Here is a 23,137-nt window from a genome sequence, read left to right as displayed (position 1 = left end):
CAAGGCGCGGTGACTGCCGTGCAGTCATTCTGCACAAGGGAGCCGCAACGCCGTGCGCATGCAAAAGCGGCCGAGCCCCTTCGGGGTTGGCACCCCAGGTTCCCCGATCCTGCGTTGCGCCGCTTGCGGGTAGAACCACTACCCGCTGCACGGCGCGCCTGGTCTCGGAAAACCTGGGGTACCAACGCGAGTGTGTACATTGATCAGTGCTTCCCTAGCTGTTCCAGCATGCTGAGGGCCTCGTTGTCGGTTTCGGGGATGCCGCGCCGGATGGTCATCTGGTCGTTTTCTGTGAACTCCAGGCGGGCATGGTGGCGGGTGTCCAGCTCCTCCAGGAACCAGGCGATCTCGGAGGGGTGGACCGCCCGTTCGCCCCGCATCAGGTGCCGCGCGAGGATCGCATCCTCGCGGATGTCCAGGTAAAGCGGCTGGGGCAGCGCCAGGGGCAGCACATGGGTCTGTACCAGCCACTCGATCGGCGTGGGGCGCCGCGTCGGCAGACGGCGGCTGTCGATACGGAAGTGCCCGCCGCCGCCGGGCTGCTTCAGCAGTTCCTCCAGCCAGTCGCCCTCGAAGCCCTGGTGCACGATCAGCGAGCGGCCGGTATAGCGGCTGCGAAAGCGTTCCATCTGTTGCGCAGGGCGTGGCCCGAACAGTCCGAACACGGCAACTCCATGAGTCCAGGTGGGATCGCCGGAATGCTAGCCCAAACACCTGTCGCCACAAAAAAGCCCCGCCGGAGCGGGGCTAGGGGAACTTCCGGAGCGCTTGCGCTCAGCCGCGACGCGACAGCATGTCGTGGATGATCGGCGCGAGGATGACCTCCATCGCGAAGCTCATCTTGCCGCCGGGCACCACGATGGTGTTCGGCCGGGACATGAAGGAGTCGGGCAGCATGTTCAGCAGGTAGGGGAAGTCCACACCGAACTTCTTCGGCTCCCTGAAGCGGATGACCACCATGCTCTCGTCGGGGGTGGGGATGTCCCGGGCGATGAACGGGTTGGAGGTGTCCACCGTCGGCACGCGCTGGAAGTTGATGTCGGTGTGGCCAAACTGCGGGGTGATGTAGTTCACGTAATCCGGCATGCGGCGCAGGATCGTGTCCACAATCGCCTCGGCGGAATAACCACGCTCGGCATTGTCGCGGAAGATCTTCTGGATCCACTCGAGGTTTACGATCGGCACCACGCCGATGCCCAGGTCCACGTGCTGCGCGGCATTTACTTCACCGTTCACGACCAGGCCGTGCAGGCCTTCGTAGAACATCAGATCGGTGCCCGGCTGGATCTCTTCCCAGGGGGTGAACTCGCCCGGGCCGAGGTTGGTGCCGAGACGCTCGTTGTGAGCGGCGGCTTCCTCGTCGGAGTGCAGGTAGTAGCGCTTCTGGCCCTGGCCGGTCTCGCCGTAGGTCTTGAACAGATCCTCGATGCGATCGAACAGGTTGGCCTCGGGGCCGAAATGGGAGAAGTGCTGATTGCCTTCGTCGGCGGCCTTCTGCATGGCCTCCTTCATCGCCTTGCGGTCATAGCGATGGAAGCTGTCGCCCTCGATGACGACCGGGTTGATCTGCTCGCGGCGGAAGATCGACTCGAACGAGCGCTTCACGGTGGAGGTGCCGGCTCCCGAGGAGCCGGTGACCGCGATCACGGGATGTTTTTGCGACATGGGGTTTCTCCTTGCATAGCTTCTTGCGACGAATAGTGTACGGACGAGTTTAGAAAATGAGATTGAGCATCAGCATGGCCACGATACCGAACAGCAGCGTCATGATGCCGCCGGCCTTCATGTAGTCCTTCACCCGGTAGCCGCCGGGGCCCATGATCAGGGCGTTCACCTGGTGGGTCGGGATCAGGAAGGAATTCGAGGTGGCGATCGCCACGGTCAGCGCGAACACGCGCGGGTCGGCGTCCATCCCCGCGGCCTGGGCGGCGATCGCGAAGTTGATCGCCAGCGGCACCAGCAGCACGGTCGCACCGACATTGGACATGACCAGCGTAAAGAACGTGGCCAGCGCGAAGATCGTCGCCTGCAGCACCCAGGGCGGGACGGTCCCCAGCAGTTCCAGCGTGTTCTGCGCAATCCACGCGGCGGTGCCCGTGTTCTCCACCGCCATCCCCAGCGGTATTAGTGAGGCCAGCAGGAACACCGTCTTCCAGCTCACCGAGCGATAGGCGTCGTCGAGGCTGATCACGCCGGTCAGGATCATGCCCAGCGCGCCGGTCAGCAGCGCGACCGACAGCATCAGGTCGGTGAACAGGATCAAGCCCACCGTCAGCGCCAGGAAGAACAGCGCATGCGGGACCTTGGAGGGGCGCAGCTCCTCGCGCGGGTAGTCGGAGGTAATCACGACAAAGTCGCGATCCTTGTCCAGGCGCGCCAGCGACTCCCAGGTGCAGTGCACAACCAGGATGTCGCCGATCTCCAGCGGGATGTCACGCAGGCCCTCGCCGAAGGTCTCGCTGCCGCGCTGGATGCGCATCACCGACAGGCCGTAGGTCTGGCGCATGGCCAGTTCGGTCACGGTCTTGCCGGCGAGGTTGGAGCCAGGCGCGATGGCGACCTCGGCGACCCCCGAGCGGCTGGTGTCCAGCGCGTTCGCAAACACGTCCAGGCGCGTGGTGGGGCGCTTGCGCGTGCCCTCGCACAGCTTTTCCATGCGCGCGGGGCTGGCGAGCACCGCCAGGTGCGAGTTGGCCTGGATCTCGTAGCCGGTCCAGGGGGCCATGCGCAGCTCGTCGCGCACGTAGGTGCCGACGATGGCGATCCCGGTCTCGCGTTCGATCTCGGCCACGGTGCGGCCCACCAGCGGGTCCTTCTCGGGAACGAATACTTCGTGGATCTCGTAGGACAGGCCGTATACCCGCTGGAAATACTCCTGTGCACTCTCGCGCTGCGCGGACTTGGACTTGACCGAAGGCAGTACGAAACGGCCCAGCACCACGAAGTAGACGATGGTAGTGGCCAGCAGCGCGAGGCCGATCGGGGTGACGTCGAACAGCTGGAAGGGCTCCATGTTCGACGGCAGCAGGTCATTCAGCAGGATCAGCGGGCTGGAACCGACCAGGGTGATGGTGCCGCCGACGATCGCGGCGAAGCCCATCGGCATCAGCAGGCGCGACAGCGGGATCCCGAGGCGGCTGGAGATCCGGCTCATCACCGGCATGAACAGCGCGGCGGCGCCGATGTTCTGCATGAAGCTCGAGATGACGCCGACGGTGCCGGAGACCGTCGGGATGATGCTCTTCTCGGTGGTGCCGCCCACGCGCATGATGAAGGCGGCCACCTTGTGCATCACGCCGGTCTTGTCGAGACCGGCGCCGATGATCATCACCGCGATGATCGCGATCACCGCATTGGAGGCAAAACCGCTGAACAGTTCGTCCTGCGCGACCAGCAGCCCGAGCCCGGGCACCAGCGTCAGCAGGCCGAGCAGCACCATCACCGAGATGGCAGCCAGGTCCACACGGATGACCTCCGTCACAAACAGGAAGATGGTGAACGCCAGTAGCGCGAGCACCACGATCATCTCGGTGGTCAGCGTAAGGTTTTCCATGTATCGATTTCGTATCCTGAAGACCCGCACCGGACGGTGCAGAGCCGGGGCTGAGGGGGCTGGCGAGTGGCCCTGGCCGGTGGCCAGTGGCGTGGGAGGCGTCGCCGGTGCTTCCCCTTGAAAGCGCGCGATTATTTCATCCCGGGCGGTTGGACGCAAAAAGCGGGCCGTTCGGACCTTTCGCGAGACGCTGGCTGTCGTGCGCCGGCCGGTCGGTTATGCTGGTCGAAAACTGTCAGGGAGACGCCCCATGTCCGATGCCCCGCTTTGCCGTTTCGAGACGATCGTGCTCGCGACTGACGGCTCCGAGTTCAGCGAGTCGGCCGAGGCTGTCGGCCTGGATCTGGCCCAGCGTTGCGGGGCCCGGCTCATCCTCGCGCGTATCATTCCTACCGATACGCAGCACGACGCACTGTCGCCCCGGCGCAGCCACGATGCGAGCGTGACCGCGCAGGGCGACCTGGACGTGCTCGAGAAAAAGGCGCGCGAGCAGGGCCTCGATGCCCTGCCCATCCTGCGCCACGGAGTGGACCGGCATCAGGAGATCGTCAAGATCGCCGAGGAGTACAAGGCCGGCCTGATCGTGATCGGGCGCCGCGACCGCAACGATCTCGCGCGTCTGATGGTCGGCGACGCGACGCGCAAGGTGGTGGGCACGGCGCCGTGTAACGTCATGGTCGTTCCGCGTGGCGCGCAGGCGCCGCACCGGGGGCTGCTGGTCGGGACCGATGGCTCCGAACTGGGCGATCAGGCGGCGCGTGCGGCGATCGAACTGGCCGGCTATTGTCAGCTGCCGATCACCATCGCCTCGGTCGCCGTGCCCGGCCAGAGTGACGAACGCCGCCAGGAGGGCGTCGATGCGATCCAGCGCCTGCAGGGCGAGGCCCGGGAGCAGGGCCTTCAGGCGGACGCGACCTTCGAGGAAGGCCGCGCCGAGGTCACCCTGATTGACGTGGCGCGGCGCGACAATCGCGACCTGATCGTCGTGGGCAGCCACGGACGTACCGGCCTCAAGCGTCTGCTGATGGGTTCGGTGTCCGAGCGCGTGATTGGCGGTGCTGACTGCCCGGTGCTGGTGGTCAAGGGCCTGAACGTCTAGGGAAACATTTGTTTCCCTGGTCGCACTCCCTGGTTCACGATTCCCCCTGAACCCCTTCTGCCCGGCGTTTGCCGGGTTCCCCAACTGGATTCCTCTCGATCTCGATGGCTCTGCTGACCCTGCGCGATATCCACCTGGCCTATGGCATGGCGCCGTTGCTGGATGGCCTGAATCTGAGCCTGGAGCCCGGCGGACGCGTGGCGGTAGCCGGGCGTAACGGCGAGGGCAAGTCGACCTTGCTCAAGGTGATTGCGGGTGCAATCCAGCCGGACTCGGGCGAGGTGGTCCGCCAGGACGGCCTGGCGACCGCATACCTGACCCAGGAGCTGCCGCCCGGGGTCGAGGGCACGGTGTTCGATGTGGTCGCCGAGGGGCTGGGCGAGGCCGGGCAACTGCTGGAGCGTTTTCACCACCTGAGCCAGGCCGCCGCCAGTGGTGACGCCGAGGCCCTGGAGAAGATGGGCCCGGTCCAGGCCCGGCTGGAGGCGATCGACGGCTGGAGTCTGCAAAACCGGGTCGAAACGACGCTTTCGCGCCTGGAGCTCGACCCCGAGGCCGGATTCGCTGCGCTCTCCGGCGGGCTCAAGCGTCGCGTCTGGCTGGCGCGCGAGCTGGTGCGCGAGCCGCAGCTGTTGCTGCTGGACGAGCCGACCAACCACCTGGATGTGGCTGCGATCCGCTGGCTGGAGGAGTTCCTGCGCGGGAGCGGGCTCACGGTGGTGTTCATCAGCCATGACCGCCAGTTCATGGAACAGGTCGCCACTCGCATCCTGGAGCTGGATCGTGGCCAGGTGTACGAACACCCGCCCTCGATCGAGGCCTTCCGCACGCGCCAGGCCGAGCGCCTGGAGGTCGAGGCGCGTCAGCGCGCCGAGTTCGATCGCAAGCTGGCGCAGGAGGAGACCTGGATCCGCCAGGGCATCAAGGCCCGGCGTACCCGCAACGAGGGGCGGGTGCGCGCCCTGCAGGCCCTGCGCAAGAAGCGCGCCGAACGACGCGAGCTGGGGGGACAGGTACGCATGCAGCTGTCCCCCGAGCAGCGTTCCGGCCGTTTGGTGATCGAGGCGGAGCATGCGGACTTCGGCTACGGCGACACGCCGGTGGTGCGCGACGTGAACCTGCTGCTCCAGCGTGGCGACGCCCTGGGCATCATCGGCCCCAATGGCGCCGGCAAGACCACGCTGCTGCGCGGGCTGCTGGGCCAGGTGGAGCCACTTTCCGGAACGGTCAAGCTGGGCACCCAGCTCGAGATCGCCTATTTCGACCAGGCACGGGCGCGTCTCGACGAGACGACCACCGTGCAGGATGCGGTCGGCGAGGGCCGTGACCGCGTCACCGTGAATGGCGAGACCCGACATGTGCTGAGCTATCTCGGGGATTTCCTGTTCCCGCCGGAACGCGCGCGCCAGCCCGTATCGGCCCTGTCCGGTGGCGAGCGCAACCGGTTGCTGCTGGCCAAGCTGTTTCTGCGCCCGGCCAATTTGCTGGTACTCGACGAGCCCACCAACGACCTGGATGTCGAGACCCTCGAGCTGCTGGAACAGCTTCTGATCGAGTACACCGGCACGGTGATCGTGGTCAGCCACGACCGCGCGTTCCTCGACAACGTTGCGACCAGCACGCTGGTGCTGCCCGGCGATGGCACGGCCGAGGAATTCGTCGGCGGTTGGTCGGACCTGCCCGCACGCGTCACGCAACGCCTGCTCACGCGCGAAGCGGATACCGGAGCCCAGGAGGCGCCCGCCGCACCCGAGGCCCGCTCCGAGCCGACGTCCGCGGTCGCGGAACCGCCGCCCCGCGCCCGCAAACTCTCCTACAAGGAGGCTCGCGAGCTGGAGGCCCTGCCAGGCCAGATCGAGGCGCTGGAAAACGAGCACCAGTCGCTGGCCGAGGCCCTGTCGGATCCAGAGGTATTGCGCGATGGGGAGCGCGTGCGCGAGTTGCAGGCCCGGCTCGAACAGGTCGAACGAGACCTGGCGGTGGCTTACGAGCGCTGGGAGGCGCTGGAATCACCCTGACTCTTTCCGCGTCATTCGGTGTGATGTGATTCTCAAAACGGCCAGGGCTCAACTTCAGGGGAAGGCGGCCGTAACAGGGGATGAATCGTCTCTACAGGCAGCGGAATGATCCGTTTGCACGTGATGGCATGCGCCCGGCAGAAGGCGCTGAGGAAGGAGTCAACACCATGCTGGACAAACTCTCCATTCGGGGGCTGCTGATCGCCGGCTTCGGGCTGGTCGTCGCGATCCTGATCATCAATTCGCTGCTGGCACTGCGTGCCCTGAATGTGGGTGGACAGGGCGTGGCTGAACTGACCCAGTCCGACTATCCGGCGGTGGCACGCGTCAACGACGTGGAGCAGCTGTTGCAGGAGAGCGCCGCCTTCCTAGGCTTCTACCTGATGAGCGAGGAGGACGAACACCGCGACGCCTGGCTGAATGCGATGGACGAGCTGGACGTCGCCATGGATGCCCTGGTCAACGATCCGGTCGTGCAGGGCTCGGATGATCTGACTGCCTCCGCGGAACAGGTGCGCGCGAACATTGACGGCTTCGCCGCGCACCGTGAGCGCCTGATCGAGGTGGCCGAGGACGTGGCCCAGAACATGCCGGCCCAGGGTGTCGCCAACTCGCGCGCCAACCCGGCGACCATGCAGATGACCCAGTTGACCAGCACCATGATCGACGAGGAGATGGCGCGGGCACGCTTCCAGCGCTCGTTCGAGCGTCTCGGCGATTTCTACAGCCTGCGCACCAACCTTCTGCAGATCACCTCGAACCTGCGCGGTTTCATCGCGTTTCGTGATGACTCCTTCGAGCAGAACCTGCGTCTGTACCTTGGCCAGACCCACGACGTGCTGGCGCGGTTGCTGGAACAGTACGACGAGCTCGATTTCGAGCAGCAGATCGCGGTCGAGGACTTCGAAGGGCTCCTGAACGAGCTGGATAGCGCGATCCAGGACATCGTTCGCATCCACGGCAGCGAGGAGGCCCTGCAGGACGCCTTCCTGATCCGTACCGAGGTCGGCCCGGTGATCTTCGAGGCACGTAATGAACTGCAGCAGTTGTCCGAGCGCATCACCGGCCGTGCTGAAGTGTCCGCCGCCGAGCTGACCGCGACCATGCGCAATACCCAGGTGACGCAGGGCGTCCTGGCGCTGATTGGCGTGATCCTGGGAGTGGTCGGCGCGGTCTTCATCATCCTGGTGGTGCGCCGTGCGCTGGCTCACTCGACCGAGGCGCTGGAAGAGATCGCCGACGGCGATGGCGACCTCAGCCGCCGTCTGGACGAAAACGGTCTGATGGAGACGGCCCAGCTGGGGCGTGCGTTCAACCGCTTTACCGACAAGATTGCGCAGGCGATTGGCAACGCCCGTAGCGGTACCGAGACCCTGAACCGTGCGACCGAGAACCTGAATCAGGAGGCCTATCAGGCCCGCGAGGTGGTCTCGCGTCAGCGCGACGAGACCGAGCGCGTCGCCACGGCGATCAACGAGCTGCAAAGCAGCGCCGAGGAGATCGCGCGTAATACCGACGCCACCTCCCAGGCCGGACAGGAGGCCAGCGGTGCGGTGAACAACGGCGCCGACGTGATGGAGAAGAACATCGAGTCCATGTCCTCCCTGCTGGGCACGGTCGAGCAGGCCGCCGGCACTGTTGCCAAGCTGGGTGAAGACTCGAAACAGATCGGCACCATCCTTGAAGTCATCCGCGGCGTAGCCGAGCAGACCAATCTGCTGGCCCTCAACGCGGCGATCGAGGCCGCCCGTGCCGGGGAACATGGCCGCGGGTTTGCCGTGGTGGCCGACGAGGTACGCAAGCTGGCGACCCGCACGCAGGAGTCCACCGACGAGATCGAGAGCATGATCTCGCGTCTGCAGACCGCCACAGGCTCTGCGGTGAAGGCGATGCAGCACGGCCAGGAAGAGGCCGAGACCACCATGGAGCACACCGCCGAGGTGAATGGGGCCCTGCAGCAGATCCGCCAGTCGGTGACCACGATCGTGGAGATGACCGATCAGATCGCGGTTGCCGCGCGTCAGCAGAGCACCGTGGTCGAGGACATCAACCGCAACATCGTGCAGATCTCCGACGGGGCCGATCAGTCTGCCAACACCGCCGATCGGGTCAGCGCGGCCTCCGACGAGCTCAAGCAGGTCGAGCGCGAGATCCAGCAGGCGCTGGCCCAGTTCCGGCTCTGATGACGGCTGGATCAGCCCGGGGGCTGCCCCCCGGACTCGACCCGGGTGCGCCAGGCCTGCGCGGCCTGACGCAAACGCCGTACCACGCCGCGGCGTCCGGAGACCCCCAGACGGACAGCCAGGTCGTCCCAGTCGATCGGTGGCTCCAGGGCGGTGGCCAGCACGGTTCCTTCTGTATCGGTCGGCGGCTGCGCGCGTAGCTGGCGGACCAGGGCCGGGAGTACCCATTCCAGTGGCCGGGCGCGCTCGGCGAAGGCCTTGAGCTCCGCCAAGTCCTTTGTCATCGCCGGATCAGGTCCGGCCTCCGGAAAAAGGGCTTCCAGCGCCCGTGCCAGGGCCGTTTCGTGCCAGGGCCACAGACGATCCCGCCATGCGGGCCAGTCCCGGGCCTGTGCGGCTGCCAGGCATCGTATCGGCCCGGCGAGCGCGTCATCGACCGCCTTCAGGACTACACCCCCTGGGCGGCCGCTGTAGGGATCCGGGCGCAGGCCGGCACGTAGCAGGTCGAAGCCCCCGCGTTTCCACAGCCCGAGCAGGCCGGGATCCAGGCCAAAGCTGGCCCCGACCATGCCGATACCCTCGGCCCGAGCGCGTTCGGTGATCTGGTGCAGCAGCCGCTGTCCCAGCCCGCGACCCTGCCAGTGCGGATGCACCGCGATGCGCTGGATGCGCCAGACCGGGTGCCGGGCCAGGTCGAACGCCCCCTGGGCTGCCAGCACGCAGGGCAGAAAATGCCCCTGGGGTCGGCGCTCTCCTGCCCAGACCGCTTCGGCCATGCTGGCGTCCAGTCCCGGTTCCACGCCCACCAGCACCACGCCGAACAGGGCCCCGTCGCGGATGCCCTCGAGCGTCAGCAGGTGGATGGCGGCGTCGTCCAGCCAGCGCTGCAGATCCGAGGGCCGGGTGCGGTAGTGCGCATCGGCCAGCAGGCCGGCCACGGCCTCCAGTCGCCCGGGCTGCGTCGCCAGCTCGGATGCATGGCTCCAGTGCCATCGCACCGCCTGCGGCTCTGGCGCGGCACTGCGGGCCCCCAACAGGAACAGGTCATCGATCCAGCGCTCCAGCGGGTCGCCGGGTTCCCAGCGCACTGGCGTCTCCAGGCGCGCGTGGCGCATGCGAAGACCCGCCTGTTCCAGCGCGGGCAAGGCGCGCAGCCGAAAGCCCTGCCCGCTCCCCTCGAAGCCACCCGTCGTAGTCGCCAGCACCAGTCGTTGCCCCCGCCGTGCCAGCCGCAGGAGGTGGTCGACCGGGAGTGCGGCGGCCTCGTCCACCACCAGGGTTTCCGATTGGGCGGCCGCCGCCTCCAGCGCGGCAGGGGCGTGGTAGCGCAGCTCTTCGGGGACACGGCCCAGGTGCGCTTGTATGGCCTTGTGTACCGCCTGGACAGCCGCCTCGGTCGGGGCTGTCAGGGCCATGCCCCTGGGCGTGGGGGTCGGAGAGGATCCGGCCATCCAGTCCCCCAGCAGGGTCGATTTGCCGCGGCCGCGGGCTGCGGTCAGGACGCCGCATTCGCCGGGTGCCAGTGCATCCAGCAGTCTGCGGGCCGCCTGCTGGTCCGGCGTCCACTCAAAGGGTGTTCTCTCGCTACGCGGGAGTGGCCAGCGATCCGGTCCTTCCTGGACCCATTCCACCAGTGGCGCCCGCAGCGCTGTGCGCCAGCGCCTGGACCAGGCCCCGTGGCCGGGTTCGTCCACCAGCAGCAGCAGAATCCCACCACCGCGCAGGAGCCCGGCGGCGATCGCAAGGGCATCACCGGGAAGGGGTGTGGTGGCCTCGAACACCACTGCATCACACTCGTGGCCCAGCCAGTGGCCGGCCTGGGCCGGCCGGGTACGGGGCACGCCTTCTGGTGGATGGCTGCCCACCCAGAGCGGTTGGCAGTTGTCCGGCATGCGCGCCAGCCAGCGCGTCGCCTGGTCCCGACCCTGGTTCGACCCGCGGAGCGCGAGCACGCGCCGAAAAAGGGTGTTCACCGCCATCCCCATTCGCCTTTCGGCGTGCCCGGCAAAATATCCGGGTAATCGTGCAGAGGCCCGCGCGGCCCCACGCTGCCAGCAGATTGTTGAGAACGGGTTCTCAAGTTTTCGACTCGGAGGCCGTACAAGTATTCTACAGGGACCCTGTATTTTCTTGTACAGATCCTGTACAAAAGAGTCCGGAGCATGGGGATCCGTCGCTTCGTCACTCACAAAGGGTACTGCACATGAACAAGGTTCTGCTGCCGGAAAGGCTGCGCATCGACACGGTGGGTGAATGCTGGGAGAGCCTGCGAGGGGCGATCGAGGCAGGCCAGCCGGTCGCGCTGGAGGCAGCGGGTGTGCGGGATGTCGACGCTGCGGGCGCCCAGATGCTGCTGATGGCAGAACAGGCCGCTCGCCACCAGGGTCAGGCCCTGGTCTACGAGTCCTGCAACAACACCCTTGAACAGGCGCTGGCCGCACTGGGTCTGGCTGAACTGCATGCCCGGATGCAGGCCGCGCCTGCCACTCACGACCCGATTTGAGGACATAACGTATGGCGAAGGTACTGGTGGTGGACGACTCGGCCTCGATGCGCCAGATGGTCGCATTCACGCTCAAGCAGGCGGGCCACGAGGTCACCGAAGGCCGCGACGGCAATGATGGGCTGAGCAAGGCCCAGGGCCAGAAGGCGGATCTCGTGATCACCGACGTGAACATGCCGGGTATGGACGGCCTGCAGATGACGCGCGAGCTGCGCAAGCTCGGCGACTACAAGTTCACCCCGATCCTGGTGCTGACTACCGAGGCCGGCCCGGAGAAGAAGCAGGAAGGCAAGGCGGCCGGCGCGACTGGCTGGCTGGTCAAGCCGTTCGACCCGGACCAGCTGATGAACACCGTGAACCGGGTGCTGCGCTAGTCATGTCCATCGACATGGCCCAGTTCGTCGACGCCTTTCTCGAGGAGAGCTTCGAGGGGCTGGAGCGCATGGAGACCGAGCTGCTGGCGCTCGAGGGCGGTGGCGATCCGGAGACGTTGAATACCATCTTTCGTTCCGCGCACTCCATCAAGGGCGGGGCCGGGACCTTCGGCTTTGCCGCGATCTCCGAATTCACCCATGGCGTGGAGACCCTGCTCGACCGCCTGCGTAATGGCGAACAGGCCGCCGACCGTGACACGGTCAACCTGCTTTTGCGCGCGGTGGACATCCTGCGCGCGCAGCTGGAGGCCGCGCGCGACGGCGGCGAGGCGGACCCGGCCGAGGTGGCCGAGGTGCGCACCCTGATCGAGGCCCATCTGGGCGAGCCGTCATCGGCCGAGCCGGCACCCGGGAGTGCCGGTGGGGAGTCGCGCGCCGGCTCGGGCTGGCGCATCCACTTCCGGCCGCACCGCGACCTGATGCGTACCGGCAATGACCCGCTGCGTATGTTCGAGGTGCTGGAGGAGCTCGGCGAGCTGCGGGTGACCTGCGAGACCGGTGATCTGCCGGATACCGCCGCCGGCTTCGACCCGGAGGACTGCTACCTTGCCTGGACCCTGGAGTTGGAGGGTGACGCGACCGAGGATCAGCTGCGCGAGGTCTTCGAGTGGGTCGAGGATGAGTGCGACCTGAGCATTGAGCCGCTGCCATCCTCCTCCGCGTCCACTGACCAGGACGTGCCGGTTGCTGAGGAAAGCTCAACCGGGGAGCGAGAGCCCGCCGAAGATGGTGCCCGTCAGCCCGCCGCCAGTCGGGGGGCCGAGTCCAGCTCCATGCGAGTCAATACCGGCAAGATCGACGCCCTGATCGACATGGTCGGTGAACTGGTGATCACCCAGTCCATGCTCACCGACATCAGCGAGCAGCTGGAGGAAGACCCGTCGCAGGTGGAGGCACAGATCGAACGCCTGCGCACCGGCCTGGCCGACCTGGAGCGCAACACCCGCGAGTTGCAGGAGAGCGTGATGGGCATTCGCATGGTGCCGATCGCGCAGATCTTCAATCGCTTCCCGCGGCTGGTGCACGACATCTCCGGCAAGCTCGGCAAGCAGATCGAGCTGACCTTGAAGGGCGAATACACCGAGATCGACAAGACCGTGATGGAGCACCTGGGTGACCCGCTGGTACACCTGGTGCGCAATGCGGTGGACCACGGCATCGAGCTGCCCGAGGCCCGTCGCGCGGCCGGGAAGCCGGAGACCGGCGAGGTTACGCTGGAGGCCTACCATCGCGGCGGCAACGTGATCATCGAGATCCGCGACGACGGCAAGGGCATGGATGCCGAGCGCATCCTCGCCAAGGCTCGCGATGCCGGCCTGGTGGGTCCGAATCAGCATCTGGAACGCCACGAGATCCTGCAGCTCATCTTCGAGCCTGGGCTGTCCACCGCCGACCAGGTGAGCGACCTCTCCGGCCGGGGCGTCGGCATGGACGTGGTGCGCAAGAACATCCGCGGCCTTGGCGGCAACGTGGAGCTGGAGTCCGAACCCGGCCAGGGCTCGCGCCTGACCATCCGCCTGCCCCTGACGCTCTCGATCATGGACGGCCAGCTGCTGAAGGTGGGCGAGGAGACCTTCGTGATCCCGCTGATCGCGATTGTCGAATCGCTGCAGACGCAGGCCGGCAGCGTGCAGCAGGCCTTTGGCAAGCTGCCGCTCTACCGGCTGCGCGACGAGTACATCCCGATCGTGGACCTGGCGGCCCTGTTCGGGCGCGCCGAGCCCAGCCCGCTGCCGGAACCGGCCCTGCTGGTCGTGGCCGAGGCCGACGACCAGCGCGTGGCCCTGCGGGTGGATGACCTGCTCGGCCAGCAGCAGGTCGTGATCAAGACACTGGAAACCAACTTCCGCAAGGTCCCCGGTACCGCCGGCGCCACCATCCTCGGGGATGGCCAGGTCGCCCTGATTCTGGATGCGGCGGGCATCGCGCGAATGGCCGCCGGGCGCGACACCCGCGCGGCCTGACCTACAAGGAGCCAAGCACCATGGCGAACGACGCAACCCAGTCTATCCACGATCCGGCCACGGCCGGCGAGGATCAATACCTGACCTTCATCCTCGCCGAGGAGGAATATGGCGTCGACATCCTGCGCGTGCAGGAGATCAAGGGCTGGGAGCGGCCGACCCCGCTGCCCAATACCCCGGACTACATCCGCGGCGTGATTAATGTGCGCGGCATGATTGTCCCGATCATCGACATGCGCCTGCGCTTTGGCATGGAGCCGATGGAATACGGTCCGACCACCGTGGTGATCATGCTGCGGGTGGTCAGCGAGGAGCGCGAACGGGTGATGGGCGTGGTCGTGGATGCGGTTTCCGAGGTCTACAACATCGGTGCGGACGATCTGCAGCCCGCGCCTGATTTCGGGACCCGTATCGGCATCGACTTCGTGCGTGGCCTGGCCACGGTCGAGGAAAAGATGATCCTCGTGCTGGATATCGACACCCTGCTCGGCGCCGGCCTGATCGCCAGCGCCGATGCCATCGAAGCGGGGGCCACGGCCTGATTCCGGCCGGCAAGGACGATGCGGACGATCGCGGTGATCAACCAGAAGGGAGGGGTCGGCAAGACGACCGTGACCCTGAATCTGTCGCATGCACTGGCGCTGGCCGGACATCGCGTGCTGGTGATCGACGCCGATCCGCAGGGCCACCTTTCGATGGCCTTCGGCCTGGAAGACCCCACCGGCCTGGACCGCGTCCTGCACGGCGAGGCGCGCCTGGCGGACGTCTTCAGCGAGGCCGGAAATGGCCTGAAGATCGTCGCGGCCGGAGAGCACCTGCAGGAGGTGGAAAACCTCAATGAGGGGGGGGCCGAGCGGGGCTGGCGCCTGAAGCGCGCGCTGGACGACTTGCCGGAGTCGTTCGACTTTGTGCTGATCGACTGCCCGCCCTCGGCCGGGTTGTTGGGGATGAACGCGATCATTGCCGCCGACGAATTGCTGATCCCGGTCGCCGGCGACTTCCTGGCCTTGAACGGGCTGTCGCGGCTGATGCGCATCCTGGCCGGCATCGAGTCGCGGCTGGGGACCACCCGTGACAAGTGGATCGTCCTGTCGCGCTTTGTCGAGCAGCGCCGCCATGCGCGCGAGGTCCGCGAGCGCATCGAGGAGCACTTTGCGCGGCAGCTTCTGCCCACCGCGATCCGCGAGACGGTGGTGCTGGCGGAGAGCCCGAGCTTCGGCGAGACAATCTTCGAATACCAGCCGCGACATCGCGCGGCACAGGATTTTCAGGCCCTGGCCGCGGACCTGGTCGGGGTGCGCCCGCAATCCGCGGTCGCGCCGCAGGCGGCACACGCCTGAGCGAAAGGATCAACGAGACCCAATCATGAGCACACGCAAACGCAACAAGCTGGGCAACGACCCGCTGGGCTGGCTGGACCGCCCGGAGCCGGACACCCAAGAGGGCCAGCCGGAAGCCTCACCGACCCCGGCGCCCGAGCCGCCTCCGGCAAAGACACCTACCCGAGGCCGCAAGACGCCGGCCCGACGTACCCGAACCCAAGAATCAAGCGAGGACACCACCATGGCTGCCAATCCGCAAACCGAAGTCGCCAATAACGCCCCGGACATCACGATGGACAGCCGCTTCATGCAGGCCGCCTGCGAGGGTTCGAAGATGGCGGTGATGATGTGCGACGCCGAGATGAACATCATCTATGCGAATTCGTCCGTGCTGTCCTTCCTGCGGGACCGCCGCGACGCGATCCGCAGGGAGTTCCCGGATTTCGACCCCGACAACCTGATCGGCCAGTCCATCGACCAGTTCCACAAGGATCCCTCGCACCAGCGCGCGATCCTGCAGAACCCGGCGAAGCTCCCATATACCGCGGAGATCGAGGTCGGGGGTATCGATTTCAAGCTCCAGGCCTCCGGCATTACCGACGAGAGCGGCCGCATCATCGGCAACATGGTCGAGTGGCAGGATGTAACGGAAATCAATGAGATGGAGCGCGAGCGCGCCCGCCTGCGCTCCGCATTCAAGGGTGCGACCCAGGCGCAACTGCTGACCGACGAGCAGTTGAAAATCGTCTATGCCAACCCCGCCGCAATGGATCTGCTGCGCGAGCACCGGGCCGCGCTGCAGGAAATGGCGCGCGACTTCGACCCGCTGAAGCCGCAGGGTTGTGACCTTTCCGAGATCTATCAGGATGCACCGCGTCCCCGCGGTGGTGATCATCTCAGCCTCCCCGAGAAATACTCGCTCAAGACCGGCGAGCTGCAGATCGACCTGAACGCGACGGAACTGAAGGATGACGAGGGCGAGTTCTCCGGCTACATGGTGGAGTGGAATGACGTCACCGACCTGCGCATGGCGGAAAAGGATATCGACGACCTGATCCGTGACGCCGCGCGCGGCAAGCTGAACGAGCGCCTGACCCCGGACAGCTACGACGGCTTCGTGAAGAACATCGCCGAGGGCGTGAACGAGCTACTGGATGCCGTTGTACCCCCGCTGCGCGAGGGTTCGCGTGTGATGCAGGCCATGGCCGAAGGTGATCTCACCGCGCGCCTGGAAGGCGACTTCAAGGGCGAGTTCGCCGAGTTCCGCGATGCGATCCACACCTCGCTGGAGAACCTTGACCAGCTGGTCGGGCAGATCCTTGAGGGGGCCGGCAATGTGCGATCGGCCTCGACCGAGATCGCCCAGGGCAATACGGATCTGTCGCAGCGGACCGAGGAGCAGGCCTCTTCGCTGGAGGAGACCGCCTCCTCCATGGAGGAGATGACCAGCACGGTGAAATCCAACGCCGACAACGCCCGCCAGGCCAACCAGCTGGCTACCGCCGCGCGCGACAAGGCGCAGGAAGGTGGCGAGGTTGTGGACAAGGCCGTCACCGCGATGGGCGAGATCAATCAGTCGTCGAAGAAGATCGCCGACATCATCGGCGTCATTGACGAGATCGCCTTCCAGACCAACCTCCTGGCGCTGAATGCTGCCGTCGAGGCGGCGCGGGCCGGCGAACAGGGCCGCGGCTTCGCGGTGGTCGCCACCGAGGTGCGCAACCTGGCGCAGCGCAGCGCCCAGGCCGCCAAGGAGATCAAGACCCTGATCAACGACTCGGTGGAGCGTATCGGCGAAGGCAGCAAGCTGGTCGACAACTCCGGCAAGGCCCTGGAGGACATCGTCGACTCGGTGAAGAAGGTCTCCGACATCATTGCCGAGATCGCCGCCGCCAGCGAGGAGCAGTCCACCGGCCTGGACGAGATCAACAAGGCGGTGACCCAGCTCGACGAGGTGACCCAGCAGAATGCCGCCCTGGTCGAGGAGGCCGCGGCCGCCAGCGAATCCCTGGACGACCAGTCACGCGAACTGCTGGAACTGATGAGCTACTTCAAGGGCGAACGAGCGGCCGCCGCCACTACCGAGATGCAGAAGCCGAAGCCCGCCGCCCCCGCGCGCACGGGCAGCACCGAGCTGAAGCGGCCAGCCTCGGCTGGTGGTAACGGGACCCAGCGCCCGGCTCCGGCGCCCTCGCGCCAGGCGGCTACCAGCGAAGACTGGGAGGAGTTCTGAGGTTGGAGGATCGATGCTAAATGGCCGCCTCGGAACAACTGAGCGAGCGTGATTTCCGGCGCGTCGTGCGCCTGACGCAGGAACGTACCGGAATCATGCTCAACGACAGCAAGCGCGAGCTGGCGTACAGCCGGCTCAAGCGCCGACTGCGTGCGCTCGGGATGGAAACCTTCGAGGGCTACCTCGACCAGGTGGAAGGCGGGGACGAGACCGAACTCGAGGAGTTCATCAACGCCCTGACCACCAACCTGACGGCCTTCTTCCGCGAGGCCCATCACTTCGATCTGCTTGCGGGGCCGGCGCTGACCGCCATGCGGCAGCGTAATCCCCAGTCCCCGCTGAAGATCTGGTCGGCCGGCTGCTCGACGGGCGAGGAGCCCTACTCCATCGCGATGACCCTGGCCGAGGCGGAAGGGGTCGACCAGGCCCGTATCCTGGCGACGGATATCGACTCCCGCGTCGTACGCCACGGGGACGAAGGTGTCTACGATGCCCAGCGGGTGACCGGCATCCCACGCGACCGCCAGCGGCGCTGGTTGCTGCGCGGCGGTGGCGCCAACGAGGGCCGGGTCCGAATCCGTGACGAGCTGCGGTCGATGGTGCACTTCCGGCAGATGAACCTGTTCGATGACTGGCCGATCAAGGGCCCACTGGATGCGATCTTCTGCCGCAACACCCTGATCTATTTCGACAAGCCGACCCAGAAGCAACTGGTGGAGCGCTTTGCCAAGCTGCTGCGGCCGGAAGGCTATCTGTTCATCGGTCACTCGGAGTCGCTGTTCCGGGTGACCGATGCCTTCCATCTGCTGGAACAGACCGTGTACCGGAAGGTGGCCTGATGTCCGCACTACCCTCCCTGCACGACCATGCCTTTGCGCATATCAACCGCTACTGGGACCGGGTACATGCCGTCCCGGCCGCCAAGTTGCTGCCGGGCGAGGCCTACGTGTCGGTGTCGCCGACGGAGCTGATCACCACGGTCCTCGGTTCCTGCGTCTCCGCCTGTGTCTGGTCGCCGACCATGGGGGTCGGTGGCATGAACCACTTCATGCTGCCGGACGGTGACCGTGACCGGGGCTGGGGTCCGGCGATCTCGAGCGCGACCCGCTACGGGACCTACGCGATGGAGTTCCTGGTCAACGAACTGCTCAAGCTCGGTGCCCCGCGCGAGGATCTGCGGGTCAAGATGTTCGGCGGTGGCCGGGTCATGGCGGGGATGACCGATGTCGGCGCCCGCAATATCGCGTTCCTGCGCCAGTTTGTGCGCGAGGAAGGCCTGTCCCTGGTGGCCGAGGACGTCGGCGGCCCCTGGCCACGCAAGGTCGTGTTCTTTCCGGCCTCGGGCCGCGCGCGGGTCAAGAAACTGCTGTCCCTGCATAACGACACCCTGCTCCAGCGCGAGCAGGACTACCGCCGCCGCCTGGAGACCGATCCGGTGGCCGGCGACGTGGAGCTCTTCTAGATGAATGCTCGCCCTCCGGTACGTGTACTGGTCGTGGACGACTCGGCCCTGATCCGCAAGCTGCTGACCGAGATCCTCGGCGCGCAGGACGGGATCGAGGTCGTGGGTGCCGCGACCGACCCCTATGATGCCCGCGAGAAGATCAAGCACCTGGAACCGGACGTCCTGACCCTGGACGTCGAGATGCCGAAGATGGACGGCATCACCTTCCTGCGCAATCTGATGCGCCTGCGGCCGATGCCGGTGGTGATGGTCTCCTCGCTGACTGAGGCCGGGGCCGAGGTGACCCTGGAGGCGCTGGAGGTTGGCGCGGTCGACTTTGTCACCAAGCCGAAGGTCGATGTCTCGCACGAGCTGCAGGCCTACAGCGACGTGCTGGCCGAGAAGGTGCGCACGGCAGCACGCATGCGCCTGCAGGCCCGCAGTGCCGCCACGCCAGCCCCGCAGCGGCTGGCCGCCGTGGGCGGTCGCCTGAAGACCACGGACCGGGTGATCGTGCTGGGGGCCTCCACCGGGGGCACCGAGGCCCTGCGCGAGGTCCTGACCGCGCTGCCGCCGGACGCCCCCGGCATCCTGATTACGCAGCATATCCCGGCGGGCTTCAGCAAGGCCTTCGCCGATCGCATGGACCGCAACACCGCGCTCAGCGTGAAGGAGGCCGCCGATGGCGATGTCGTGATGTCCGGTCACGCCTATGTCGCCCCGGGCACTGACTACCATCTGCGCCTTGCGCGCGACGGTGCCCGCTATGTCTGCCGCCTCGACACCTCGGGGCCGGTCAACCGGCACCGTCCGAGTGTGGATGTGCTGTTCCGCTCGGCCGCCGAGCAGGCGGGAGCCAATGTGGTCGCCGCCCTGCTGACCGGAATGGGGGATGATGGCGCCGAGGGTCTGCTGGCCCTGCGCGAGGCGGGCGCCCACACCGTTGCCCAGGACGAGGCCACCAGCCTCGTCTGGGGTATGCCCGGCGAGGCCGTGAAGCGCGATGCGGCCGTGCAGGTGTTACCGCTGAACCGTATCGCCGCCGCCTTGATCCGCGACCACCGCGAATCCGCCGCAACGGGCATCTGAACAGGAGGTCGTCATGCAAACTCTCAAGGACTGGATTGTGCGTAGTGGCACGCTGCGGGGGCTGGCGTTGGCCCTGGTCGGCGTATTGTTCCTTCTGGCCCTCGCGATCGCGGCCAGCGGACATCCTGGCCAGGCCGCGCTGATGGTGCTGCCCCTGGTGCTGGCTGGGCTCCTCGTCGTTGGCTTTGGCCTGCGCGAGGCCGCGACTTCCGGTGAACCATCGGGGACTGACTCCCATGCTCCCCAGGTGACCGGGGGCGCCGAATTCTCGGAGGAGCTCGATCAGGCCATGCGGTTCGAGCTCGGGCAGCTGGAAGAAGAACTGACCCGACAAAAGGGACTGATCGCGGATGCGGTCGGGGACCTCAACGACAGTTTTGCCAGCATGCACCAGATCACCGAGCGCCAGATGCAGCTGATGAACAGCAACCTGCAGGCGGAAGGTGGCGACGAAGGCATGAGCCAGACCCAGATCATCGCGGAGCTTACGCGGCGCTCCGACGAGACCCTGCAGATGTTCATTGACACCCTGGTGGAGATCTCGCGCCAGAGTGTCGAGAGTGCGCACCACATGGAGGACATGGGCCAGCACATGGACGGGGTGTTCAAGCTGCTCGACTCTGCCGGGGCGATCGCCGGCCAGACGAATCTGCTCGCGCTGAATGCCAGCATCGAGGCGGCGCGGGCCGGCGAGGCCGGGCGCGGGTTTTCCGTCGTCGCCGACGAGGTGCGCGCCCTGTCGCAGCGTTCGGCGACCTTCCACGAGGACATTCGCGGCCAGATCGATGCCGCCCGCGAGGCGATCGCCAAGGTGACGGGCACTGTCCACGACATGGCCTCGCGCGACATGAACCAGAGCCTGGAGGAGAAGGAACGCATCCAGGAGCTGTTCGGCTACGTGCAGCGTGCCACCGACGAGCTGGACACGCGCATGCAGGAGGAGGCGGAACTCAGCGAGCGCATGCACCAGGCGGTGGCCACCGCCGTGCGCTCATTGCAGTTCGAGGATATCGCCCGGCAGTCTCTCGGCACGGCCGAGGATGCCCTTGCCCACCTGCACGAGTTGCAGGGCATCCTGCAGGAGGCGCGAGCCACCGACGATGCCCATGCGATGGCCGGGCGCGTGCGGGCATGGCGCGAGGAGCGACAGAACACGCATCACCGCGCAGTCAGCCAGGAAGGGCTGAGTGCCGGCGAGGTGGAACTGTTCTGAACCGTCGAAGACCCATTCCCCGACAACCAACAGCGAGGAACGCATGAGTATCGAATCCCACTCCAGCGCCGACGGCAAGGAAGTTCGCATTCGCGTCCGCGGCCGTTTCGATTTCGAGTCCCATCAGGAATTCCGCGCGGCCTATCGCAATACGCCCGGCACGGGTATTCGCTACGTAGTCGACCTTTCGCAGACGGAATATATGGACAGCTCCGCCCTTGGAATGCTGCTCCTGCTGCGCGAACACGCCGGGGGCGAGTTTGCCGAAGTAACGATTGCCGGCCCGTCCGAGGGCGTGCGCAAGGTGCTGGATATCGCAAACTTCGGCCGCCTGTTCACCATCCAGTGACGTACGCCTCCGACGCATTCTCGCGGCAGGAGGCGGCTGAAGATCCCCTCAGCGGCGAGGGCCGCGTGCTGGTTGTCGATGATGACAAGCACAATCGCCGTCTGCTGCACATGATGCTGGAAGGCTGCGGCTATACCACCGTCGAGGCGGAGAATGGCCTCGAGGCCATCGCGATCTGTCGGGACGATCCACCGGATCTGATCTTGATGGACGTGATGATGCCGGAGATGGATGGCCTGGAGGCGACTCGCCGCATCAAGGCCGACTGCGACGGGCGGTTTGTCCCGGTCATCTTCCTGACGGCCCTGGACGACGAGCACACGCTGCTGCGGGCCATCGCCGCCGGGGGCGACGACTTTCTTGCCAAGCCACTCAATCTTTCCGTACTCAAGGCCAAGATCCACGCCATGGAGCGCCTGCGCGATCTGCAGGCCGACCTGCGAAGCCGCAACGACCAGCTGCTACGCGCTTCGGCGCGTCAGGCCTGGGAAGAGGAGACCGCCGAAAGCCTGTTCTCGCGGGCCATTACACGCCGCAATCGCGGGCACGAGCGCCTGGGGGTTGGCCACCTGTCCGCGGCCACCTTCAGCGGTGACGTCGTGCTGTCGGACTACACCCCGGAGGGCAGTCTGCGCGTCCTGCTCGGGGATTTCACCGGCCACGGGCTGTCGGCCGCGATCGGCGCCTATCCGGTCAGCGAGACCTTTCACACCCTGACCCGGGAGGGCGCCGCAGACGCCGAGCTGATCCATCAGCTGAACCACACCCTGCATACCTTTCTGCCGCCGACCATGTTCATGGGGGCGGTGCTGATCGGCTTCAGCCCGGATGGACGCCAGGCGCGCATCTGGAATGGCGGCATGCCGGATGTGCGTATTTGTTCCGCTCGGGAGGTGCGCCACGTGGCCTCTCAGGCCATGCCGCTCGGGATCCTGCCGCGTCTGGAGCGCGGGCTGCTGCCGGAGGAACATGCTGTCGGGCCGGACGACACCATCATCGCCAGCAGCGACGGGGTGATCGAGGCGGTGAATGCCGCGGGCGAGGCGCTGGGTGACGAGGCCCTCGACCGGGCCTGCTGCGGCCAGCGCGCCGATTCGATATACGACACCGTCTGGGGTGTCGTGCAGCGGCATGCCGAGGGCACCACGCCGGATGACGACATGACCCTCGTCTGCATCCCTTGTACCTCGGAGGTTCTGCTCGACAGCCCGGTCACAACGGGTGCCGAGAACACCGGAAACCTGCGCTGGTCGCTCGAGCTCGGCGGTCCACAGCTCGCTCGGGCCGACCTGACCCAGGAGGCCCGGAACCAGTTGCGGCACTGGTTCCCGGATCTGGGCGAACACGCCGAAGCCCTGCATACGGTGATCGCGGAGTTGTGCAACAACGCGTTCGAGCATGGTGTGCTGGGCCTGGATTCCTCGATGAAGACCACCGTGGAGGGCTTCGAGGCCTATTACCGTGCCCGCAGCGAGGGCCTGGCCTGCCCGCGTGGCCGGATCGGGATTTCGCTGCATTATCGTCGGCGGGGCGCTGCCCACTGCATGCGTATCCGCGTCCGCGACAGCGGTGCGGGCTTCGACCACGAGGCCGTTCGCGCCGCGATCGAGGGCGCGGGGGCCGAGCGGCTGTGGGGCCGCGGCCTGAATCTCGTGCACCGGCTCTGCACCCGCGTGCGGCACGTTGGCCGCGGCAACCTCGTCGAGGCCGAATACTGCTGGTAATCTTCGGGC

The 23,137-nt window shown here is 66.5% G+C and carries 19 protein-coding genes; 15 read left to right on the top strand and 4 right to left on the bottom strand.

Annotated elements, in window-relative coordinates; translation table 11 throughout:
* Nucleotides 1-203 precede the first annotated feature (203 nt).
* The 3 genes from C936_RS0101975 to C936_RS0101965 form a co-directional block, all read right to left on the bottom strand.
* Nucleotides 204-665 (bottom strand): hypothetical protein, encoded by a 462-nt coding sequence (locus C936_RS0101975; protein ID WP_018137574.1) that lies wholly within the window; start codon nt 663-665, stop codon nt 204-206.
* Between the two features lie 109 nt (nt 666-774).
* Nucleotides 775-1,665: a phosphoribulokinase gene (locus tag C936_RS0101970; protein ID WP_018137575.1), complete on the bottom strand. Its 891-nt coding sequence runs from the start codon at nt 1,663-1,665 to the stop codon at nt 775-777.
* A 49-nt stretch (nt 1,666-1,714) separates the two neighbouring features.
* Nucleotides 1,715-3,553 (bottom strand): SLC13 family permease, encoded by a 1,839-nt coding sequence (locus C936_RS0101965; RefSeq protein WP_018137576.1) that lies wholly within the window; start codon nt 3,551-3,553, stop codon nt 1,715-1,717.
* A gap of 250 nt (nt 3,554-3,803) precedes the next feature.
* Between C936_RS0101965 and C936_RS0101960 the strand changes: the two genes are divergently transcribed.
* The 3 genes from C936_RS0101960 (at nt 3,804) to C936_RS0101950 (ending at nt 8,853) form a co-directional block, all read left to right on the top strand.
* Nucleotides 3,804-4,652 (top strand): universal stress protein, encoded by an 849-nt coding sequence (locus tag C936_RS0101960; protein ID WP_018175057.1) that lies wholly within the window; start codon nt 3,804-3,806, stop codon nt 4,650-4,652.
* Between the two features lie 104 nt (nt 4,653-4,756).
* A complete protein-coding gene (locus C936_RS0101955) occupies nt 4,757-6,670 on the top strand; it encodes an ATP-binding cassette domain-containing protein (RefSeq protein WP_018175056.1) in 1,914 nt (637 codons plus the stop codon).
* Nucleotides 6,671-6,837: 167 nt separating this feature from the next.
* On the top strand, nt 6,838-8,853 hold the full coding sequence (locus tag C936_RS0101950) for a methyl-accepting chemotaxis protein (protein WP_018139567.1): 2,016 nt from the start codon (nt 6,838-6,840) through the stop codon (nt 8,851-8,853).
* 11 nt (nt 8,854-8,864) lie between these two features.
* Here C936_RS0101950 and C936_RS0101945 read toward each other — a convergent pair whose 3' ends face one another.
* Nucleotides 8,865-10,832, bottom strand: a complete 1,968-nt coding sequence (locus C936_RS0101945; RefSeq protein WP_018175055.1) for a GNAT family N-acetyltransferase — start codon at nt 10,830-10,832, stop codon at nt 8,865-8,867.
* Nucleotides 10,833-11,056: 224 nt separating this feature from the next.
* Between C936_RS0101945 and C936_RS0101940 the strand changes: the two genes are divergently transcribed.
* Genes C936_RS0101940 through C936_RS0101885 form a run of 12 tightly spaced genes read left to right on the top strand, consistent with a single transcriptional unit; the run spans nt 11,057 to nt 23,128 of the window.
* Nucleotides 11,057-11,356, top strand: coding sequence for an STAS domain-containing protein (locus C936_RS0101940; RefSeq protein ID WP_018139565.1), 300 nt, complete (start codon nt 11,057-11,059; stop codon nt 11,354-11,356).
* A gap of 11 nt (nt 11,357-11,367) precedes the next feature.
* On the top strand, nt 11,368-11,730 hold the full coding sequence (locus tag C936_RS0101935) for a response regulator (protein ID WP_018139564.1): 363 nt from the start codon (nt 11,368-11,370) through the stop codon (nt 11,728-11,730).
* A 2-nt stretch (nt 11,731-11,732) separates the two neighbouring features.
* Nucleotides 11,733-13,754: a chemotaxis protein CheA gene (locus C936_RS0101930; protein WP_018175054.1), complete on the top strand. Its 2,022-nt coding sequence runs from the start codon at nt 11,733-11,735 to the stop codon at nt 13,752-13,754.
* A gap of 20 nt (nt 13,755-13,774) precedes the next feature.
* Entirely contained in the window at nt 13,775-14,296 is a 522-nt protein-coding gene (locus C936_RS0101925) for a chemotaxis protein CheW (RefSeq protein WP_018175053.1), read from the top strand.
* An 18-nt stretch (nt 14,297-14,314) separates the two neighbouring features.
* On the top strand, nt 14,315-15,094 hold the full coding sequence (locus C936_RS0101920) for a ParA family protein (protein ID WP_018175052.1): 780 nt from the start codon (nt 14,315-14,317) through the stop codon (nt 15,092-15,094).
* 25 nt (nt 15,095-15,119) lie between these two features.
* Nucleotides 15,120-17,309, top strand: a complete 2,190-nt coding sequence (locus tag C936_RS0101915) for a methyl-accepting chemotaxis protein (protein WP_018175051.1) — start codon at nt 15,120-15,122, stop codon at nt 17,307-17,309.
* Between the two features lie 20 nt (nt 17,310-17,329).
* Nucleotides 17,330-18,148: a protein-glutamate O-methyltransferase CheR gene (locus C936_RS0101910; protein WP_018175050.1), complete on the top strand. Its 819-nt coding sequence runs from the start codon at nt 17,330-17,332 to the stop codon at nt 18,146-18,148.
* On the top strand, nt 18,148-18,771 hold the full coding sequence (cheD, locus tag C936_RS0101905) for a chemoreceptor glutamine deamidase CheD (RefSeq protein ID WP_018175049.1): 624 nt from the start codon (nt 18,148-18,150) through the stop codon (nt 18,769-18,771). The genes C936_RS0101910 and cheD overlap by 1 nt, the downstream gene beginning before the upstream one ends.
* Nucleotides 18,772-19,842: a chemotaxis response regulator protein-glutamate methylesterase gene (locus C936_RS0101900; RefSeq protein WP_018175048.1), complete on the top strand. Its 1,071-nt coding sequence runs from the start codon at nt 18,772-18,774 to the stop codon at nt 19,840-19,842. It abuts the gene before it with no gap.
* Between the two features lie 13 nt (nt 19,843-19,855).
* On the top strand, nt 19,856-21,055 hold the full coding sequence (locus tag C936_RS0101895; protein ID WP_018175047.1) for a methyl-accepting chemotaxis protein: 1,200 nt from the start codon (nt 19,856-19,858) through the stop codon (nt 21,053-21,055).
* 43 nt (nt 21,056-21,098) lie between these two features.
* A complete protein-coding gene (locus C936_RS0101890; RefSeq protein WP_018139555.1) occupies nt 21,099-21,404 on the top strand; it encodes an STAS domain-containing protein in 306 nt (101 codons plus the stop codon).
* On the top strand, nt 21,401-23,128 hold the full coding sequence (locus C936_RS0101885; RefSeq protein ID WP_018175046.1) for a SpoIIE family protein phosphatase: 1,728 nt from the start codon (nt 21,401-21,403) through the stop codon (nt 23,126-23,128). Before C936_RS0101890 ends, C936_RS0101885 begins: the two co-directional genes overlap by 4 nt.
* Nucleotides 23,129-23,137: the final 9 nt, after the last annotated feature.

It is taken from the genome of Thioalkalivibrio sp. ALJ4, from assembly GCF_000377225.1.
Classification (GTDB): domain Bacteria; phylum Pseudomonadota; class Gammaproteobacteria; order Ectothiorhodospirales; family Ectothiorhodospiraceae; genus Thioalkalivibrio.
The sequence above is the reverse complement of the archived record's forward strand: the minus strand, read 5'-3'. Positions and strand labels throughout refer to the sequence as shown.

Bases quoted from the DNA above. Each gene is read 5' to 3' on its own strand.
- C936_RS0101945 (WP_018175055.1), bottom strand. From the start codon at position 10,832: ATGGCGGTGAACACCCTTTTTCGGCGCGTGCTCGCGCTCCGCGGGTCG.
- C936_RS0101890 (WP_018139555.1), top strand. From the start codon at position 21,099: ATGAGTATCGAATCCCACTCCAGCGCCGACGGCAAGGAAGTTCGCATT.
- C936_RS0101935 (WP_018139564.1), top strand. From the start codon at position 11,368: ATGGCGAAGGTACTGGTGGTGGACGACTCGGCCTCGATGCGCCAGATG.
- C936_RS0101900 (WP_018175048.1), top strand. From the start codon at position 18,772: ATGAATGCTCGCCCTCCGGTACGTGTACTGGTCGTGGACGACTCGGCC.
- C936_RS0101955 (WP_018175056.1), top strand. From the start codon at position 4,757: ATGGCTCTGCTGACCCTGCGCGATATCCACCTGGCCTATGGCATGGCG.
- C936_RS0101915 (WP_018175051.1), top strand. From the start codon at position 15,120: ATGAGCACACGCAAACGCAACAAGCTGGGCAACGACCCGCTGGGCTGG.
- C936_RS0101940 (WP_018139565.1), top strand. From the start codon at position 11,057: ATGAACAAGGTTCTGCTGCCGGAAAGGCTGCGCATCGACACGGTGGGT.
- C936_RS0101950 (WP_018139567.1), top strand. From the start codon at position 6,838: ATGCTGGACAAACTCTCCATTCGGGGGCTGCTGATCGCCGGCTTCGGG.
- C936_RS0101970 (WP_018137575.1), bottom strand. From the start codon at position 1,665: ATGTCGCAAAAACATCCCGTGATCGCGGTCACCGGCTCCTCGGGAGCC.
- cheD (WP_018175049.1), top strand. From the start codon at position 18,148: ATGTCCGCACTACCCTCCCTGCACGACCATGCCTTTGCGCATATCAAC.
- C936_RS0101930 (WP_018175054.1), top strand. From the start codon at position 11,733: ATGTCCATCGACATGGCCCAGTTCGTCGACGCCTTTCTCGAGGAGAGC.
- C936_RS0101920 (WP_018175052.1), top strand. From the start codon at position 14,315: ATGCGGACGATCGCGGTGATCAACCAGAAGGGAGGGGTCGGCAAGACG.
- C936_RS0101925 (WP_018175053.1), top strand. From the start codon at position 13,775: ATGGCGAACGACGCAACCCAGTCTATCCACGATCCGGCCACGGCCGGC.
- C936_RS0101910 (WP_018175050.1), top strand. From the start codon at position 17,330: ATGGCCGCCTCGGAACAACTGAGCGAGCGTGATTTCCGGCGCGTCGTG.
- C936_RS0101960 (WP_018175057.1), top strand. From the start codon at position 3,804: ATGTCCGATGCCCCGCTTTGCCGTTTCGAGACGATCGTGCTCGCGACT.
- C936_RS0101895 (WP_018175047.1), top strand. From the start codon at position 19,856: ATGCAAACTCTCAAGGACTGGATTGTGCGTAGTGGCACGCTGCGGGGG.
- C936_RS0101965 (WP_018137576.1), bottom strand. From the start codon at position 3,553: ATGGAAAACCTTACGCTGACCACCGAGATGATCGTGGTGCTCGCGCTA.